Source organism: Methanosarcina sp. (genome assembly GCF_049706645.1).
Taxonomy (GTDB): Archaea; Halobacteriota; Methanosarcinia; order Methanosarcinales; family Methanosarcinaceae; genus Methanosarcina.
Genome location: NZ_JBNAKP010000046.1, coordinates 1 through 18,397, shown reverse-complemented (window position 1 = coordinate 18,397; position 18,397 = coordinate 1). Strand labels below are relative to the sequence as shown.

Sequence of the window (18,397 nt, the reverse complement as noted above, 5' to 3'; positions counted from 1 at the left end):
CCCTCGAGGTGAGAGCATGGCTGGTGCTGAAGTAATCACAGCGGTAGGGCGAAATAAGAAACCCATCAAAGCGGGAGACACTGTCAAATATGTAAACAGTGATACGGTCAGCCGCGTAACTGAGATCAAAAAGGACGAACAGGGAAAGGTGTGGGTTCTGCTCGAAGGTACAGACCTCTGGTACAGGGAAGAAACACTGGAACCAACTGAGCTTAAAGCTAAAGAAAAGAAAGAAGAAAGGGAATTCACTGCCGAGGAACTGGAAGAAAGATTCAGAAAAGAGAGAGAAACAATGCAGGGCTTCGACCTCGGGAAAGCCGGTGGTGGGGGAGCAGGAGGATAATTCCTCTGCCTGCATTTTAAAATTTTCTCTTTTAATATTTCTATTTTCTCCGCGCTTCAAATATTTTATGAGTGCCGGTACTTCGGTATCATTTCCCGGTGCTTCAGTATCAATAATTCAGTATCATCTTTTCTGTAATTTTATTCTCTGTGCAAGGATACATTTTCCACCATGCCTGCCGCCGAGAGGGTTCTGCGGCGAGCCCAGAGAATTCATGCATCGAGCCATTACAGCTGCACCTCTGGCAAGTCCGTCATCTACAAAGACTACCTTTTCGTCTATTTTCGGATCAAGATTCAGTTCTTCGAGGCACTTCAGGATTAATTTAGGTTTGTTCCCTGTAATACCTGCCCTGCCTGTGATTCCTATAGTTGTGTCCTCAAAAATAAGCCTTTCTCCTTTTGCGACCTTGATCAACCTGCAAACCACGCCTGCCATAACCTCGTCAATGACAGCAGAGACAACCTGAAGCCCGTGAGTCTTACAGATTTCCATACCTATAGCACTGAGCTTGCCCATATCGGAGCCGTTTTCTCCCACGTCGCAACCTATAAGTGTTACACCTATCTGCTCGGCTGCATCCGGTCTTACAGGAACGCTTCCATATCTCGTTCTGCCCTTTGGAACTTTTTCTATAATGATAAGTTCATGAATACGCTTTGCATACGCCTCAATCGCTTTAGCCTTCATCTTCAAGGTAAGAAAAGAAGGCGGTTTCTGTTTCTCAAAGACTTCAAGGGCAGTTCCTACCTTTGAATCCACGACCTTCGAGCCACGGATAATAGCATCAGGAATTGCTCCGGCATATCCGCAGAAATTTCCTATTGTTTTTGCGTAGGGCTGGTCAGAGCTTGTAATCCTTCCATCAAGGGTTGTCCCGAAGTCGATCGAGATGCAGGGATTCCTGAAATCGACATCTGTAAGTTTAGCCGCTTCCTTAATCCCTGCTGTCGCAAGTTCTCCCTCCATTTCGTTTGCAACGATCTCAACACCAGTTGAGCCTATTGGCGGTGTTACGCTTGCGACAGCCCCATCAAAGATTACCTGTTCCAGTTTGCTGTACTTCTGGAGCCTCTTAGAGATATTTGAAATGGACATTGGAGGCGTCATATTCCTGGGAGGGACTCCTGCCATCAGGCAGCCGTCGGCCAGGGCTTTGATAAATTCACCTACCTCGTCCGGGGAGTCAAAACCTGCAACAACACCAGTGGAACGAACCACAAAATCCAGATCGGTTTTTATGTCCAGACTCGCTCTTTCCATCGATTCGGTCAGGGTACTACGCACCAGGTCTGCAATGGCCTCACGAGTGAGTTCAACACCTGTAAGTGTCTTCCCGAACACGGCTTCCCCGGGTTTAGGGGGACGGACATCTCTGGTCATCCTCACGACCTTATTTATGATATGGGTCGTTCCGGTATCCATATTGGTAGCCGTAAGAATAGATTTGGTTGTGGTATTTCCGACTTCTACAGAAGCTACAATAAAGAAGGGCTTTGACTTAAGATCAATCAAACGAACCTGAGGAGATTCTGTAATTCTAGGTTTCAGAGCCATTTTTAATTCCGTCCTGAGGATCTGTACATAGATATAGTTTAAGACAAACTATTTGCAAGCTTAATCTGAAGACAATTAAAGTCTATTTGAAAATTATTCGAACTGAGCTAGAGTCAGTCGAATGAATCGGATTTTAAGGTTCAGGAACCAGCATTAATCAAGATATTTTTGAAATATTGCTTTTCCAGAGCCTTAAAAATATCTAAGAAGAACATGATTAAGCAAAGTTAAAGAAAGATTAACGAAAGCCTATAATAACCTTTGCTAAAATATTCAGATGGGGAATTCAACGAGGTTAAAACCTTTTTCCAGTTTCGGTTTTTCTTTATTTTTAATTTTCTCTTCATCTTTAGTTTACTCAGTATCTATAGTTATTCTGTGTATCTGCCTGCTCCCAGGTTGTCTTTTTTCTACTATCTGCCTTTCATTACTTTTCTTATCACGGCCTTTCCGTTTATTTCAGACATGTCCTGGAGAATGCCATTGACTTTAGAGCAACGTTTTCAAGGTAAACTCCTGACAAATGCCTATAAGAAGAAATATAACGCATAATTATAAAGAGCATAAATTATAAATGATGAAACTATAAAAAGACGTATATAATATACACTTAATAAATATAATATTAATAATCATTTAAGGCTGGCACTAAAGCCATTCCTGAATAACGAACAAACCTTATGGCATTTCCTGAGGTTCTCACATAAACCTGCATCGGAGGTTCTTAATGCCACTTGATCCTATCTGCAAGAAAATTATATCTGACAATACCCAATATGTTTCGGACTACGGGGGGAAAAACTATTATTTCTGCAGTCCCGAATGCAAGCAAAAATTCGACGTGCTGGAAAAAAGCGTAATCCGACTCAAGCGAGGCCTTAGTGAAAAAGAAAAAATTTCCTTTGGAAAACTCAGAAAAGATATCATAAAACCAGGCATCTGTACTCTCTGCGGAGCCTGCGCAGCAAGCTGTGAATATATAACTATCGAAGACGGCGTACCAAAACTGGTAGGTCCCTGCAAAGCCTGTGGGGTCTGTTATTACCAGTGCCCAAGAACCATAACAACGGAAGAAGGGCTTATAGGATGTTTCCGGTATGCATACGCAGCAAAATCTGCAATTCCCGAAATAAAAGGCCAGGACGGAGGGGTCGTAACCTCTCTTCTACTGTATGCCCTTGACGAAGGGTTAATTGATTGTGCCGTGGTTACTACCCGCTCAGAAGAAGAACCCTGGAAACCCGTACCCATTGTCGCGAAAACCAGGGAAGAGATTCTTGGGAGCAGCGGAAGCATCTACTCGCACTCTATGACGCTTGAAGCCCTTATGAGTGCGATCAAACAGGGAATGAACAGCATTGCCTTTGTAGGGACAAGCTGTAACATAGATGCTGTTACTAAAATGCAGAAAAGTTCTTACGGTTTCCTGCATCTTTTCATGAGGGCAAAGGTTCTCAAACTCGGACTCTTTTGCATGGATACCTTCTCGTACGAGGGGATTAAAGCCGTGCTTGAAAGCTATGGAATTATGCTGGAAAACGTAGATGCTATGAAAATCCGGAGAGGAAAGTTCGAAGTCACTCTGAAAGATGGAAAGGAGCTTATCTTCGACCTCAGCGAATTTGACGAGTATCGGAGCTCTTCCTGCCGCTTCTGTACGGATCTTACCGCCGAAAATTCGGACATCTCCTTCGGAGGAGTTGGCAGCCCCAGAGGCTGGACTACAGTTCTTGCCCGCTCAGCCATAGGGTACGAAATCTTTAATGAAGCCGTAGACAACGGCTACATCGAAGCCCGAAACCTTACCGATGACGAACTTGAAAGAGTACTTAACCTCGCAAAAATGAAGAAAGTCCAGCTGTACGACCTTAACAGAAGGCAGAAAGCATAAAACCCAGAGCGCAAAGCCTGCTGCTGCAACACCCAAACTGAAAAAATTCCGGATTTTTTCTATTTTATAATACTATTCGGCAGCGAGTAAAACCTACTCGTTGCCAGCCACAAGTTCAAATCAAAATCAATTTACGGCAAACCATCCAAATCAAAGATTCCGCGCGTCATAACGTACCCCACCAAGCGAATTGAAAAACAGCTTATCTTACCCCCTATTGACCCTCTTGACTCAGCTAAGTATCTTCTTTCTAAATTAGCTTTCTTGAGCGAAACAATTAGGGTAGCCAAACGGGCAGCACACTGCATAGTTTTAGAGCAAAGTCGGACAGTCCTCCCGAAACGGAACTAGGGCGAGACGGAACTCTGCTGACTCGGGGGCGGCAACGTATGCATGGGGAGATGAATATATATTTATCCCATTAACCTGTTTCTATTATGCAGCAACCAACGGCATTCTATTCAGGATCATTCTATTTTTGAGGAACTTTCATGATCACAAAAGAAGATGTAGAACACATCGGCTGGCTTGCTCGCATTGATATCAGCGAACAGGAAACAGTCGAATACATGGAAAAACTTAACTCAGTATTGGGATACTTCGGACAACTTGACGAATTGACGACCGAAAATGTAGCTCCCACTTATCACGTGGCTGAGATCTATAACGTGTTCAGGGAGGATGTGGTGGAAGAATCTCTCCCGCAGGAAATTGTTCTTACAAACACCGAACACAAACAGGATGGGACTTTCAGGGTTCCGAAAATAGGCTGAGGGGAGTTTTTGATGGCAAAATGGATGAGTGTTGCACAGATTAAAGAGAAAATTGAAGAAAGCTCAGCCGAAGAAGTAACAGCTCGCTACCTCGAAGTTATACGGAAGAGCAAAGTTAACGGTTATATAACGGTCTCTGAAAAAGCCCTTGAGCAAGCGAAGAAAATTGATGTTGAGGGGCACAATGGCTCTCTTGCAGGCATTCCAATTGCGATAAAGGATAATATTTCCGTAATCGGACTGCCGACCAGTTGCGGTTCGAAGATTCTTGAAGGGTATATTCCTCCTTTCAATGCCCATGTTATCGAAAAGCTCCTCGCTGCAGGCGCAGTAATCCTTGGAAAGACCAATATGGATGAGTTTGCAATGGGTTCTTCTACGGAAACCAGCTATTATGGACCGACTGCAAATCCCTGGGACCTTGAAAGAGTGCCTGGCGGGTCTTCCGGAGGCAGTGCAGCAGTTGTTGCAGCAGGAGAAGCTCCCTTTGCCCTTGGTTCGGATACCGGTGGGTCGGTACGCTGTCCTGCGGCTTTCTGCGGAGTTGTTGGGCTTAAGCCGACTTACGGAGCCGTTTCCAGACATGGAGTAGTTGCTTACGCAAATTCTCTTGAGCAGGTAGGACCTCTTGCAAACAACGTAACAGACATTGCAGTGCTTATGGATGTGATAGCTGGCTACGACCGCCGAGACTCCACTTCCATTGACAGTAAAACCGAATACCAGAAAGCCCTTGTCGAAGATGTAAAAGGGCTCAAGATCGGGGTTCCGAAAGAATTTTTCGGGGAAGGCATACATCCGGATGTTGAAAAAGCCGTATGGAGTGCCATACACAGGTACGAGAGTCTCGGAGCGGCCTGGGAAGAAGTCTCTATGCCCAACATAAAATACGCTCTTGCTTCATATTATATCATTGCAATGAGTGAAGCCTCCTCGAACCTTGCCCGTTTCGACGGAACACGGTACGGATTTAGAGAAAGCGGCGAAAACTGGCATGCGATGGTTTCGAAGACAAGAGCTGAAGGTTTCGGGACAGAAGTAAAAAGAAGAATTCTCCTTGGAACCTATGCCCTTTCGGCAGGATACCATGACAAATACTATTTAAAAGCCCTGAAGGTCAGGACCCTTGTGAAGCAGGATTTTGACAGCGCACTCTCAAAAGTTGATGTGCTTATGGCTCCAACCATGCCGAACCCTGCTTTCAAAATCGGAGAAAAGATCGAAGATCCGCTCACTCTCTACCTTTCAGACGTTAATACCTGCCCGATCAACCTTGCAGGCGTACCCTCAATTTCCGTACCCTGTGGCTTTACTGACGGTCTCCCAATAGGGCTTCAGATAATGGGCAAGCCCTTTGACGAGCCTGCTGTGCTGCGTGCAGCATATACTTTCGAGCAGAATACCGATTATCATACAAAGAGACCCCAGGAGGTGGCATAAATGGTCTATGCAAATCCTGACGGGATAAGGATCGGGCTTGAAATCCATATCCAGTTGAACAAACTTAAGACCAAGATGTTCTGCGGCTGCTCTACAGACTACCACAATGCAGCTCCCAATACTCACACCTGTCCGGTCTGCCTGGGCCTTCCGGGAGCACTTCCGGTCCTGAACAAAAAAACAGTGGAAGCTGCAATTAAAGTGGGACTTGCCCTTGAAGGAGAGATTGCAGAAGAGACACAGTTCCACAGGAAGAACTATTTCTACCCAGACCTTCCCAAAGGTTTCCAGATCACCCAGTACGACTTCCCGATTGTAAGCAGAGGAAAAGTCGTAATTGAAGGTGAAGACGGGGAACATACGGTCGGGATCACAAGAGCCCACATGGAAGAAGATCCCGGCAAGCTTGTGCATATCGGGAGCATAGGGAAATCGAAAGGCGTCCTTATCGATTACAACAGATCAGGCATGCCCCTGATTGAGACTGTTACAGAGCCCGATATGCGCAGCCCCAAAGAGGCAAGAAGATTCCTTGATAAGTTCAGGAATATCCTTGAGTATCTGGACGTTTTTGACGGCAACTTGGAAGGAGCAATGCGTGTGGATGCAAACGTTTCGGTCTACTGGGGTACCCGCGTTGAGGTCAAGAATATCTCCTCTCATAAGGGAGTTGAAAGAGCCCTTCTCTACGAGATTATGCGCCAGAAGAATGTGATCCGGCGCGGAGGAAAAGTCTTGCAGGAAACTCGCCACTTCGACGAAGGCAGGGGCGTAACACTCTCAATGAGGACAAAAGAAGAAGCTGAGGACTACCGCTACTTCCGCGAACCCGACCTTATGCCTATGCGCGTTACTGATTGGATTCCTGCAATTAAGGAAACGCTCCCCGAACTTCCGGACGCCAAACGTGCCCGTTTCATGGAGCAATACGGAATTACGGATATGCATGCAAAGTCTCTTACGTCAAAGATTATGCTTGCTGATTTCTATGAAGGCGTCAGTGCAAAGGGCGTGGACCCGAAGATTGCAGCTACCTGGACCGCTGATGTCTTCCTTGGAGAGTTAAATTACCGTGACCTGGCAATCTCTTCCTATGACGGAGAGAGGATAAGCTTCATTCATGCAAAAGACCCGAAAATAAAGAATTCCTTTAAGGTTTCAGATATGGTAGAACTGGTTAACTTCTTTGCCGAAGGTAAAATCAGTGACAGGGCTGCAGTTGAGGTCATTCGAACCATGCTGGACACCAGCGAGGAAAAGACCCCGTCCCGGATTATCGAAGAAAAGGGCCTTCTCAAAGCCGAAGACGACCTGGTAACAAAAGCTGTTGCCGAAACAATAGCGGAAAATGAAGCTGCAGTGCAGGACTATCTTGGAGGCACGGAGAAATCTCTGAACTTCCTGGTGGGACAGGTCATGAAAAAGACAAAAGGTACGGCAGACGCAAAAACCGCACGTGAACTGATAGTCAAGGAGCTGAAAGGGTAACCCGGCAGAGTTCACCCTTTTATTTAATTTTAAAAAGTTACTTTTTTAACTATTTATTTAAATTAGTAAAGGTCAGGTCTGCGATCTTCGAGAATGGAACCGGTTTGCCTGATTTCTTTTGCCTCTTCGAGATCGATTTCCCCGATGAGGACACATTCTTCCTTTCCGGCTTCTGCCAGAACCCTGCCCCATCCGTCGGCAATGAGAGAGCTTCCTGGATAAGTTGAATATCTATCTTTTCCCACTCGATTACAGGCTACATGTAGCAGTTGGTTTTCGACTGCCCGGGAGAGGGACATAATGCGCCAGGGATATATGTAAAAGTCGGGAATGTCGGCAGCCGAAACCAGCAGGTCGGCTCCTTCAAGGGCCAGTTTTCGGGCAACTTCCGGATACCGGAGTTCATTACAGACCATGAGCCCTATTGAAAGTCCATGTTTTTGCAACCGGACAGGATGTATCCGGTCCCCAAGTGCAAAATATTCTTTTTCAAGACCATAAAGCTGGGTTTTTCGATGCATACCGGCTAGCTTTCCGGATTCGATGCAGAAACCTAAGTTGAACTGAGAGGGTGACGGCTTTTCCTCACCTATTGTTTCTTTTTCTCTCTGTTCTATCATTGAGCCTGCGAGAATACACCCATGCTCCTTTGAAAAATCACATAAAGCTTCGAGGGTGGGACCGGTAGCAGTTTCCGCTACCTCCCCTATACGGTCATAACAAAAGCCGGTAGAGAAAACTTCCGGATAGACAAGCAACTCAGCTTCTTTCGAAACCGCCTCTTCTGCCAGGTAGAGGGCACGCTCAAGATTTTCCTGTTTTGAGCAAAGGGAGATATTCATCTGGATGCAGGCGGCTTTCATAGCAGTCACTCTCTTATTATATGGAGTATAAGTCGCTCTACTTCATAAAGTTACTCCAGTTATTCTACTTTATAGTTTAGACCCGAATCTCTGCAGGCTGGGCACAATTCGGGGATAAAAACAACAGGGATTTACAGGCGAAATAAATACAATCCATGTAAACTTCAAACTCAGTACAATTATCCTTATATCCAGGGCATTTCATTAAAAAAGACAGTGAGAATTTGAAAAAGAAAGGACACAAGGATAACAGGCCTGGCGGGACTCTCAGTAAATTATTCAATCTGTATTTCTGATTTTATCGATTCGGCTTCAACAGCTATTTTGAGCGAAATAGCTTATGGAGTGAATCAAGGTTAATTAATAACTTCTCCGTCTTTTTACAACTTTATATCAGGCATTGGAGGTTTTGTTGGATTTCTGGAGGTTAGTTTATTTAAGTTAGTTTATTTAATTCTTACAGGCAATTCTGTTGAATTCTTGCAGGTTTTTTGTTGAATTCCTGGAATTTGTTAGCAGATCGAGGTTTTATGGAAGTTAATTGACGGATCGACATTTTTGAGAGTAAATTAACGGATCGATACTTTTTGAGGTATTATTGCAGATTGGTTCCAGAAACTCTTTGGCCTGTCCAGACACGTGTCCTTTTCCGGTTTATTCCTGGAGTTCAGGATTTTGTTGCCCGGACAACCCCGAGACTTTCCATGATTTCCATTTCAGCGGGAGTTATAAACGTGCCGTTGCTTAACAAAAACCCATGCAAAACGGGTTTGAGAGCAGTCTTCTGGGTTGCTTCTTTCATTTTCTGTATCTCCTTTTGTGGTTTTGCAGTCCTTTGTTTAGCGAAATGCCCACGGAAATTAGTTACCGTGTTTTAGTATAAATAGATTTCTAATAAATTGCAGAATTAACTCAGGAAAGTTTTCACGCAGAATTTAAAGACCGACAACATCCGTTATTTAGGCTGCATAGTCTACGGGCTCTGTGCTGGAATCTACCCCATATATTTTATATATGGGGAAAGGAAAAGGCCTGTTGTCTTAGATTCACTTTATTGATGCCGCTTCAGTAAAATACAGACTTGTTATCTGAAAAAACCTGGATAAAGTGTATTATTAGTAAAATTATTGAAAGAAGAAGTATTCTTTCTTGAATTCCATCTTAAGTTCTCACTGACACAAAGCGTACTTTGACTCCAGGCTCAGTTTAATTTTCCTGAAACTCCAACTCTGATTTCCTCCAAACACATATCCATTTATCTTTTTTCTTGAAACTCCTTTCTCACTTCAACCGGAACTCTATTAAAGGGACATCCAAAGTAAATGCAATGAGAACACTCATACTTCCATATCGTTAGCAAGAAAATCAAAATAGAAACGGAGTAACTTCCCAGCAGAAATAGTTCTTTCAAAAGCCAGGGAATCGGAAAGAGAATCACGGCTATAAACCCGAGAGTAGTAATGACGAGATCGAATTTGCCTGGGGGATACGGCCTGGGCCTGAAATGCTTCGGCCAGGCCCAATTCATCATGCATCGCAGTTTTTTTCCATCTCTTGCGTAGTAAGGGCAATGAGTACAGAAAAAACGCTGCTCCAGAATATTAAAGTGAAAGATTACTAAAAAAATGTAGGCAAACGTCCACCCGGTTGAGTAAATACCAATTGCAAGCCCTGCCGAGAATAAAAGAATCAGGGTTACGAAGTTCCAGTAGAGAAAGTCCTTAAATTCATGTTTTATTTTAAGGGAAGTACATCTGTTTGAACCTGATACCCGAAATTGATCTGCTGAAATATCGAAGTTATCGGAAAGGTTGCTTTTGTTCTTAAAATCGTTTCTCATCTCAGCCGGCACCCGTTTCACAGGACACTCGAAGTTAATGCACTTTATGCACCCATATCTCTGGACAGTCAAAAAGAGAAGAGCCCAGGCAACTATATATGCCCCCAGCAGTAGCGAATCCCTGACCAGCCAGTAAACCGGAAAAAGGAAAACAGGCAAAGCTCCAAGAAGAATTATTACTTTTTCAAAAGATTTATGTGGATCTGGCCTGTCCTTGAAAATTTTTGGTACTCCCGGGAGCATTATGCACTTTACGCAGCCCTTACTCCGGATATAGTAAAGGCAGTGAGCGCAGATAAAACGCAGTTTAACAATCAGAAAGAAAAGGAGGGCTATCACTATGTAAACTGCTACCCATTTGAGCGAATCTCTGGCAATTGCTATTGAACCAACAAGGACGGGAAGGAGATTAAGGAAGTTCCAGTAAAGACGATCTTTGATAGAATGTTCGGTTTTTAGGGCGATCTGGATGCTCGGGGAAGACATAGAGTTATTTTTGAGAAAGGAAAAGGTATAAAGGTTTGGATTTAGTGGGATTTACCGGAAAACGTCCTTTAAGGAAGGTAATTCTTTGGAATATCTGGTCTTGTATGGAAGACCGTTTTTGCTATACTCTGTCTTCTATAAGAGACCAATAGGTTAAAGATCTCACATTTTCAGGTTAATCCGGTAAAAGGCAAGCAAAAAACAGAGAAAAAACTTTACCCAAGCTGCACGACCATTATATGTCTGCCTGAAATTTTGTCCCTTCGCTAGCAAACAGTCTGAACAATAAAGCAACTGAATGAAACAATAAATAAGAAGCAAAGTCACATAAAATCAGATAATAATCACTTATCCATACTGGCTTAAAAGGGGAGGAGACATTGAAAGAAAACATGCCCAGAATGAAACTCTATATCGCCTGCAGCCTCGACGGTTTCATAGCCCGAGAAGACGGCAGCATAGACTGGTTAACCGAATACGACAATAATCCCGAAACCGATTACGGTTATTCCGAATTTTACATATCAATCGGCACTGTTATTATGGGCAGGAAGACATACGAACAGGTGCTCGAGTTCGGAGAATGGCCGTACGGGGAGAAAAAGGCATACGTATTTACCCGGCAAAGAGAACATCTGCGCCGCGAAAATAAAGTAGAATTCGTTTCCGGAGAGATCGGGGAATTCGTTCGTCAGCTAAAGGAAAAGACGGATCAGGACATCTGGCTCGTGGGTGGTTCACAGCTTATTAAGGCATTTCTTAAAGAAAACCTTGTGCAGGATCTGATTATTTTTGTGGTTCCAATTATCCTTGGGGGTGGAATTCCTCTATTTGACCACATAGGAAAAGAGATCAGGCTCAGGAGTGGAAGGGTTGAAAGGTATGAGAATGGGTTGGTGAGGTTAGAGTATAAAGTTGGAGAATGACACCGGAAAAAACAGTAAACAATAAAAGGAAAGCCACTCAAAGTTCTTAACATAATTAATTCAGATTTTGAGTGATTTAATGGTAATTCCAGATTATCAATCCGTAATGCTTCCTTTGCTAAAATATGCAGGAGACGGCAAAGAACATCGAATCCGTAATGCAGTGGAAAACTTAGCTGATGAATTCAGGCTAAGTGAAGAGGAAAGAAAAGAGCTACTGCCAAGTGGCCAGCAAGCTGTTTTTAATAACCGGGTCGGATGGGCATGTACTTACCTGAAAAAAGCTGGTTTGCTTAATTCGGGAAGAAAAGGATATTTCTCCATCACTCAAAAAGGATTGTCTGTATTGAGAGCAAATCCTGTATCAATAGATGTTAATTTTTTAACTCAGTTCAACGAATTTAATGAGTTTCGCCGAGGAAAACAGGTCGAAACTATTGAGTTAGGCAAAGACCAAAATGAAACTGAGCAGTTAGACCCAGGAGAATCTCTTGAACTCTCCTACCAGCAACTTCACAATGAGCTTGTTTTAGAAATCCTCTCGGCAGTAAAAAAGTGTTCTCCTACTTTCTTTGAATCACTGGTCGTTGATGTCCTGACAAAAATGGGATACGGAGGCTCAAGAACAGATGCAGGAAGAGCAGTCGGCAGAAGTCACGACGGCGGGATCGATGGAATCATAAAGGAAGACAGGCTTGGGCTTGATGTCATTTATATCCAGGCAAAACGATGGGAAGGCACAGTCCCAAGACCTGAAATTCAGAAGTTCGCAGGCGCTCTGATCGGAAAGAAGGCTAAAAAGGGAGTTTTTATAACGACTTCATCTTTTTCGAGAGAGGCTATCGACTATGCCGAGCTTACAGGAAACATTGTTCTGATTGACGGAGAAATGCTTGCAAGGCTAATGATTGAATATGATGTGGGAGTTTCTAAAGTAAAGTCTTACGATGTTAAAAAAATTGACACGGATTATTTTGACGACGGATTAATATAAACTATATTCTTAGCTGTCTATCTTCATTCTTAGTTGTCTATCCTCATTTACTGAATAAATCAATCCAATGAAAGATATTTTCAATAAATACATATACTTGAAATTCTAATAATAGTTTGAAATCAAACTAAATTCAACGCCCGAAATATGCAAATGCAAATATACCAAAACAGAAATATTAATGATTGATGTGAACTTAAAAAAGGATATTCTAAAGGGAAGAATATAACTTATGGAATGAAATTTCCCTTTTTGAGAAAAGGGTCTTCCATTTTATAGAATTTAAAATTAATTATATATAAATAAGAAAACTGAAATAATACAATTGTGTTAATCTGAGTATGCAGGAGAAAAAATATATATCTGTAGTCAGAATAATTAATACTAATTCTACTTGATCTAACTTACTGAAATAAGTATAGAACATAGAAGTCTAAGACCGAAAACCCAGACATTAGCCTGGGAGGACGTCGTGTGAGAAGTCATGAAGAACATGCTTAAAACTACAGTTTTGCTTGCCGCCCTTACAGGTCTCCTGGTTCTGATAGGAGACTACTTAGGGGGTACGGGCGGAATGATTATTGCATTCATGTTTGCAATAATCATTAATTTCGGAAGCTACTGGTACAGCGACAAGATAGTACTCAAGATGTACAGGGCAAAGGAAGTTTCCCCTGCGGAAGCCCCGAACCTGCACAGGATTGTCGATGGGCTCGTAATGAGAGCAGGAATACCAAAGCCCAAAGTGTATATCGTAGAGTCCGGAATGCCGAATGCCTTTGCAACCGGAAGAAACCCACAGCATGCGGCTGTGGCTGCTACAACCGGGATTCTGGAACTGCTCTCGTATGAAGAAATGGAAGGCGTGCTGGCACACGAGCTTGCACATGTGAAGAATAGGGATACCCTGATAAGTGCTATAGCTGCAACCCTTGCAGGTGTTGTTACAATGCTTGCAAGCTGGGCGCAGTGGGCTGCGATTTTCGGCGGCTTCGGCGGCAGGGATGATGACGACGGCGGAATTATAGGCCTCATCGCGATGGCAATTGTAGCGCCTATCGCTGCATCCCTGATCCAGCTTGCAATTTCAAGGTCAAGGGAGTATGCAGCCGATGCAGAAGGGGCAAGCATTTGCAGAAAACCCTGGGCTCTTGCCGATGCTCTTGAAAAGCTTGAATATGGGAACTCTCACTACAGGCCGAGAATCTCAGACGTGCAGGCAAAGGAAAGCAGCGCCCATATGTTTATTGTCAATCCGCTAAAAGGAGGAGCGATCCAGTCTCTTTTCAGAACTCACCCCGTAACCGATGAAAGGGTGAAGCGCCTGAGAGCTATGAGGTTCTGAGAAGATTTCTCGAACCTTCATTTCTTTTAATTCTATCTCTTATCCAGATATTTTTTTTCATTCAGATTTTTAATTCAGTCTGTTTTCACCAGTTTCTTTCTCTTTGACTTCTCTTTTGAGCTATTTTTCCCATGTCGCCTTTTTGTCCGGAATTTTTTTAAATTAAGCGTGCTATATGCTATCAGTGTACAGAGTGAGATAAGATTAGGTCTGAGATAAAGCACTTATAAAAGAAAGTGGTAAATAAATAAAAAAGAGGATAAATAGCAGGCATAAAAAGATCCAAGACATTAGTCAAATATCGGATTTGAAATATTTTGTAGTCGAATTGTGATATTAATTGTTCATACCCTATCCTGATTTTATCGGGGAATTCTCAATGGAAGACAGGTTTGAAATTGGCAGGATTATCAGGGCAAAAAGCATATCTGATGCCTGGTATCGCGGGCTTAACATCATCTGGAATCATGGACAGGTCATAACAGATGAGAGAGGAAGCCAGATCAGGGAATTCATGGATTTGATGGTGGTAATTGAAGATCCCTACACTGACAGGATCCCACACGATACTGCCTGGAATGAGGAAAGGCTTGAAGAGTATGCAAAGCAGCTGATCTCGGGAGAAAATATACAGGACTTTGAGTATACGTACGGGCAGCGCCTTCGGAACTGGCATGGAAAAGTGGATCAGATAGAATACGTGATCGACAAGCTAAAGGAAAACCCAACCTCAAGGCGAGCAATAGCAGTCACCTGGATCCCACCTGTGGATACGAAAGTTAATGAAGTCCCCTGCATGATGCTCGATGACTTTAAGATAAGAGACGGAAAGGTACACCTCACCACTCTTTTCAGAAGCCACGATTTTGGGGGAGCCTATCCGGCAAATCTATACGGGCTTTCCAGACTCCTTGAGTACGTGGCCGACAAGGTGGGAACCGAGCCCGGAACGATCACTACTATCAGCATCTCAGCACACGTCTATGACCATGATTGGGATCTGGTAGAAGATGTCGTAAAGGGGGCAAACTGAGTTCTTAATCCTATTCAAGATTCTTTAATCTTGCTCGAATTCTTTAATTTTGTTCAAGTTTTTAATAGTATTCAAAAGTAATCTATTCAGAAGACTAGAAGTAAGAACCTGGATTTCAGGAAAATCCAAAATAAAAATAGAAGAGTTCTGGTACACATGCGTGTTTCTATCGACAAATCCTCAATCAAAGGGGAAGTCTTTGCCCCACCTTCAAAGAGTTACACTCACAGAGCTATAACCCTGGCAACTCTTTCAAAAGAATCAACTATCAGGCGCCCCCTGATTTCAGCCGATACTCTTGCTACAATTCGGGCTTCCGCGATGTTTGGGGCTTCGGTTGAAAGGAAAGAAGACAGGCTTATTATCCACGGGGTTGATGGAAAACCCAGTGTCCCGGAGGATGTAATTGATGCTGCAAATTCAGGGACAACTCTTCGCTTTATGACCGCAGTAGCCGCACTTACCGATGGGATTACAGTGCTCACCGGAGATGCCTCCCTTCGTACCCGGCCAAACGGACCTCTGCTTGAAGTGCTCAATAAACTGGGGGTAAGAGCCTGCTCCACGCGAGGAAATGAGAGAGCTCCGATTGTGGTTAAAGGCGGAATTGAGGGACAGGAAGTGAGCATTGACGGCTCTATCAGTTCCCAGTTTATTTCGGCCCTTCTTATAACCTGCCCGCTTGCCGAGAGCAGCACGACTCTTTCCATCACAGGAAAGCTTAAGTCGAGACCTTATGTGGACGTAACCCTTGAGATGCTTGAACTGGCAGGCGTTAAGATCCATACCGATGACAGTAACGGTACCAGATTCATAATTTCTGGAAAACATAGGTATGATTTCAAAGACTATACTGTTCCTGGGGACTTTTCCTCTGCTTCCTACCTGCTTGCAGCAGCAGCCATGATTGACGGGTCGGAAGTTACAGTCAAAAACCTTTTCCCTTCAAAACAGGGGGATAAGGTAATTATTGAAACGCTGAGACAGATGGGAGCAGATATTACCTGGGATAAAGAAACAGGTAATGTGACCGTCAGGGGAGGAAGACAATTAAAAGCCGTAACCTTTGACGCCGGGGCAACTCCTGATCTAGTTCCTACCGTTGCTGTCCTGGCTGCAGTTGCCGACGGAACGAGCAGGATTGAAAATGCCGAACATGTCCGATATAAGGAAACAGACCGTCTGCGCGCCCTTGCAACCGAACTTCCGAAGCTTGGAGTAGACCTTAAAGAGGAAAGGGACAGCCTGACCATTACCGGCGGAAAACTGCAGGGAGCATCAGTGCACGGCTGGGATGACCACCGGATTGTTATGGCCCTTGCAATAGCAGGGATGGTGGCAGGAGATACAATAATTGATACAACCGAGTCTGTTTCTATCTCTTACCCTGACTTTTTCAAAGACATGAGCAACCTTGGAGCAAAAATTGAAAAAATCTCAGAAGAATAAGTTGAAAATACAATCTGGATTTCTAAGTGCAGATTAGATGCAGATTAAATACAGATTTTATTTGACTTTGATAACTGATTATGAAAAGGAATCTTCAGACTTTCAGTATTTTCTTTTTTGAATTCACCTCCAGTCGGTCAAAGAAATCATTTACCTTCAAAACGAATCTGAACCAAACTTCAGGAATAATAAGAAACGACTAGTACTTTTATACAAAATATCCATATTTAAACACAAAATATCATGTTTAAATACAAAATATCCATATTTAAGCATATGGAAATAAGATGTAGATGTGGAAATAAGTGCGTAAAATCCATTTTGGAAGTACTGAAAGACATTGAATTATTCTACAAACCATGCAACGCTTGCAAAACAGAAAAAATAAAGAAATTCTCTCCTCTAGCCGAACAGATTAACTTGGATGAAATAGATAGCCATTTTGGAAGTTGTGAATGCGGTAAGAGGCATCTTGATATTGTAATGGCTCACGTGCTAAAAATAATGATCGATGAAGGAATAAAAGATAAAAAAGCTAATTTAAGGAATGCATGTGTTCCTCTTATGACTCCTGGCTATCCAACTAATTATGTTCCCTATTTGTCTAAGGATTCTTTAGTATTATTATCTAATGAAGTGGATAAAGAATGTGCTGAAACAATTATAAAGGAAGTTGGGGAAGTTAAAGGGGTTTTAAGGGGGGATATAAGAAAAACTGTGGGTATAAAAGATTCTGATTCTAATCCTCATGTATATGAGCTTCTTGCTGGATGCGATTTGAGATGCGATATTATACAAACTCCTTACGGTGCTTTAGGCGTATATAAATATCAGCGTGAAATTCATATAGAGTTTCCAAAGGTAGAATCTCCCAAAATAGAGATACTTAAAAAAGCTTTGAAAGATTATGATAAGCCTACGGTTCTTGATTGCACATGTGGTCCCGGGACTTTAGGAATCACATGCCTTAAAGCCGGTGCGCAAAAAGTTGTTTTTAATGATATATGGAAACCTGCAATAGAAACTACTTTGATTAATTTAGAAGCCAACGGATTTCCAGTCAAACTTTCAGGCAGTGAAGAAGAATTAATAGCATCTGGAGGCAAATTTGAAGTTTATGGTATGGATATAAGAGAATTAGCTAATTGTTTAGATGAGAAGTTTGATATTTGTATTATAGATACATTTCCTGGCGTAGATATGACAGAATTTGTGGAAGCCTCAGGCAAATTAGGCAAAGAAATTGTCGTGATTTGAAGTAGAATTATATGAGCTTAGAATGGGGAGGAATATTTTTTGATGGCCCATGTCCAATTAAAAGATGGGAACCATTAACCAATGCCGGAGATCTATTGGAATTAGGGAGCTTATAAATAGCATCCTAAATACGGCAGGTAAAGGGAATACGCTGAATAGAAACATATCTACATTTTTTGAATGAGAGAAAAGAAGTAATTTTCCATAAAATTAGTCCTCTTGAGCGAAGCGAGAAGGACATCGTGCTGTTGCACTTGCAGTACAACTCCCAGAAAATCTTCAATTTTCTGTGCTCCCGAAGCGAAACTCGGGAAAAAGAGATAAAAAGTAGGCCAGAAGGCCTACTCTGTTTTAACGTGTTTAATTATTGAGTTTATTTTGCCGGAATGACGAGGGATCTCTCGCCAGCAGGCACGAACTCTCTCATGGCACCGCGGCCGAACTCTCTCCTGGGCTCAGCGAAGTTGAAGGGCATGAGGTCGTCAGCGAAGCAGACCTTGATGAGTGGGTTGACGGTGAATGCGTCTCCACGGCCTGCGTGGGCTCCCTGAGCGATACCTGCGTATCCACCCTGGTGACCGACGTTCATTGCGTAGTTGGGGTAGTTTGGACCACGGAGTTCGTCTGGGAGACCTTCGTCGCCCTGGTAGGACAGAACGTTTGTGGCACCACACTGGTCCTGCAGGTCGTATCCGAAGAATCCGAGTCTGCC

At 43.1% G+C, this 18,397-nt stretch carries 15 protein-coding genes and 1 pseudogene; 11 read left to right on the top strand and 5 right to left on the bottom strand.

Translation table 11 applies throughout. The annotated features are described in order from the left end of the window. The first annotated feature begins 16 nt into the window (after positions 1-16). The gene (locus ACPK8D_RS14660; protein ID WP_424718598.1) at positions 17-343 is read left to right on the top strand and encodes a DUF2098 domain-containing protein; all 327 of its coding nucleotides are present in this window, start codon (positions 17-19) and stop codon (positions 341-343) included. Positions 344-466: 123 nt separating this feature from the next. Here ACPK8D_RS14660 and ACPK8D_RS14655 read toward each other — a convergent pair whose 3' ends face one another. Continuing rightward, positions 467-1,900, bottom strand: coding sequence for a methanogenesis marker 14 protein (locus ACPK8D_RS14655; RefSeq protein WP_424718597.1), 1,434 nt, complete (start codon positions 1,898-1,900; stop codon positions 467-469). A 727-nt stretch (positions 1,901-2,627) separates the two neighbouring features. On the opposite strand from ACPK8D_RS14655, the gene ACPK8D_RS14650 reads away from it, so the two are divergent. The 4 genes from ACPK8D_RS14650 to gatB all read left to right on the top strand — a co-directional run bounded on the left by ACPK8D_RS14650 (position 2,628) and on the right by gatB (position 7,492). Further along, a complete protein-coding gene (locus ACPK8D_RS14650; RefSeq protein WP_424718596.1) occupies positions 2,628-3,791 on the top strand; it encodes a Coenzyme F420 hydrogenase/dehydrogenase, beta subunit C-terminal domain in 1,164 nt (387 codons plus the stop codon). A 491-nt stretch (positions 3,792-4,282) separates the two neighbouring features. Continuing rightward, positions 4,283-4,564: an Asp-tRNA(Asn)/Glu-tRNA(Gln) amidotransferase subunit GatC gene (gene gatC / locus ACPK8D_RS14645; RefSeq protein ID WP_424718595.1), complete on the top strand. Its 282-nt coding sequence runs from the start codon at positions 4,283-4,285 to the stop codon at positions 4,562-4,564. Positions 4,565-4,576: 12 nt separating this feature from the next. Further along, entirely contained in the window at positions 4,577-6,004 is a 1,428-nt protein-coding gene (gene gatA, locus ACPK8D_RS14640; protein WP_424718594.1) for an Asp-tRNA(Asn)/Glu-tRNA(Gln) amidotransferase subunit GatA, read from the top strand. Next, the gene (gatB, locus tag ACPK8D_RS14635) at positions 6,005-7,492 is read left to right on the top strand and encodes an Asp-tRNA(Asn)/Glu-tRNA(Gln) amidotransferase subunit GatB (protein ID WP_424718593.1); all 1,488 of its coding nucleotides are present in this window, start codon (positions 6,005-6,007) and stop codon (positions 7,490-7,492) included. It abuts the gene before it with no gap. A 62-nt stretch (positions 7,493-7,554) separates the two neighbouring features. On the opposite strand, the gene ACPK8D_RS14630 is transcribed toward gatB, so the two are convergent. The 3 genes from ACPK8D_RS14630 to ACPK8D_RS14620 all read right to left on the bottom strand — a co-directional run bounded on the left by ACPK8D_RS14630 (position 7,555) and on the right by ACPK8D_RS14620 (position 10,681). Next, positions 7,555-8,355 carry a nitrilase-related carbon-nitrogen hydrolase gene (locus ACPK8D_RS14630; RefSeq protein WP_424718592.1) on the bottom strand — a complete coding sequence of 267 codons (801 nt, stop codon included), beginning with the start codon at positions 8,353-8,355 and terminating at the stop codon, positions 7,555-7,557. A 667-nt stretch (positions 8,356-9,022) separates the two neighbouring features. Then, complete coding sequence (locus tag ACPK8D_RS14625) at positions 9,023-9,157, bottom strand: hypothetical protein (protein WP_424718591.1); 135 nt, start codon at positions 9,155-9,157, stop codon at positions 9,023-9,025. A 453-nt stretch (positions 9,158-9,610) separates the two neighbouring features. Next, the gene (locus ACPK8D_RS14620; RefSeq protein ID WP_424718590.1) at positions 9,611-10,681 is read right to left on the bottom strand and encodes a hypothetical protein; all 1,071 of its coding nucleotides are present in this window, start codon (positions 10,679-10,681) and stop codon (positions 9,611-9,613) included. A 380-nt stretch (positions 10,682-11,061) separates the two neighbouring features. Here ACPK8D_RS14620 and ACPK8D_RS14615 point away from each other — a divergent pair, with 380 nt between their 5' ends. The 6 genes from ACPK8D_RS14615 (at position 11,062) to ACPK8D_RS14590 (ending at position 17,685) form a co-directional block, all read left to right on the top strand. Then, positions 11,062-11,607 (top strand): dihydrofolate reductase family protein, encoded by a 546-nt coding sequence (locus ACPK8D_RS14615; protein ID WP_424718589.1) that lies wholly within the window; start codon positions 11,062-11,064, stop codon positions 11,605-11,607. Between the two features lie 79 nt (positions 11,608-11,686). Further along, the gene (locus ACPK8D_RS14610; protein WP_424718588.1) at positions 11,687-12,601 is read left to right on the top strand and encodes a restriction endonuclease; all 915 of its coding nucleotides are present in this window, start codon (positions 11,687-11,689) and stop codon (positions 12,599-12,601) included. A 484-nt stretch (positions 12,602-13,085) separates the two neighbouring features. Beyond that, positions 13,086-13,946, top strand: coding sequence for a zinc metalloprotease HtpX (htpX, locus tag ACPK8D_RS14605; RefSeq protein WP_424718587.1), 861 nt, complete (start codon positions 13,086-13,088; stop codon positions 13,944-13,946). 379 nt (positions 13,947-14,325) lie between these two features. After that, positions 14,326-14,979 carry a thymidylate synthase gene (locus ACPK8D_RS14600; protein ID WP_424718586.1) on the top strand — a complete coding sequence of 218 codons (654 nt, stop codon included), beginning with the start codon at positions 14,326-14,328 and terminating at the stop codon, positions 14,977-14,979. 156 nt (positions 14,980-15,135) lie between these two features. Beyond that, positions 15,136-16,428 carry a 3-phosphoshikimate 1-carboxyvinyltransferase gene (gene aroA, locus ACPK8D_RS14595; RefSeq protein ID WP_424718585.1) on the top strand — a complete coding sequence of 431 codons (1,293 nt, stop codon included), beginning with the start codon at positions 15,136-15,138 and terminating at the stop codon, positions 16,426-16,428. Positions 16,429-16,671: 243 nt separating this feature from the next. Then, a complete protein-coding gene (locus ACPK8D_RS14590) occupies positions 16,672-17,685 on the top strand; it encodes a 50S ribosomal protein L11 methyltransferase (RefSeq protein WP_424718584.1) in 1,014 nt (337 codons plus the stop codon). A 373-nt stretch (positions 17,686-18,058) separates the two neighbouring features. Here ACPK8D_RS14590 and ACPK8D_RS14585 read toward each other — a convergent pair. After that, positions 18,059-18,397, bottom strand: a pseudogene (locus ACPK8D_RS14585) (coenzyme-B sulfoethylthiotransferase subunit alpha); the annotation flags it as partial.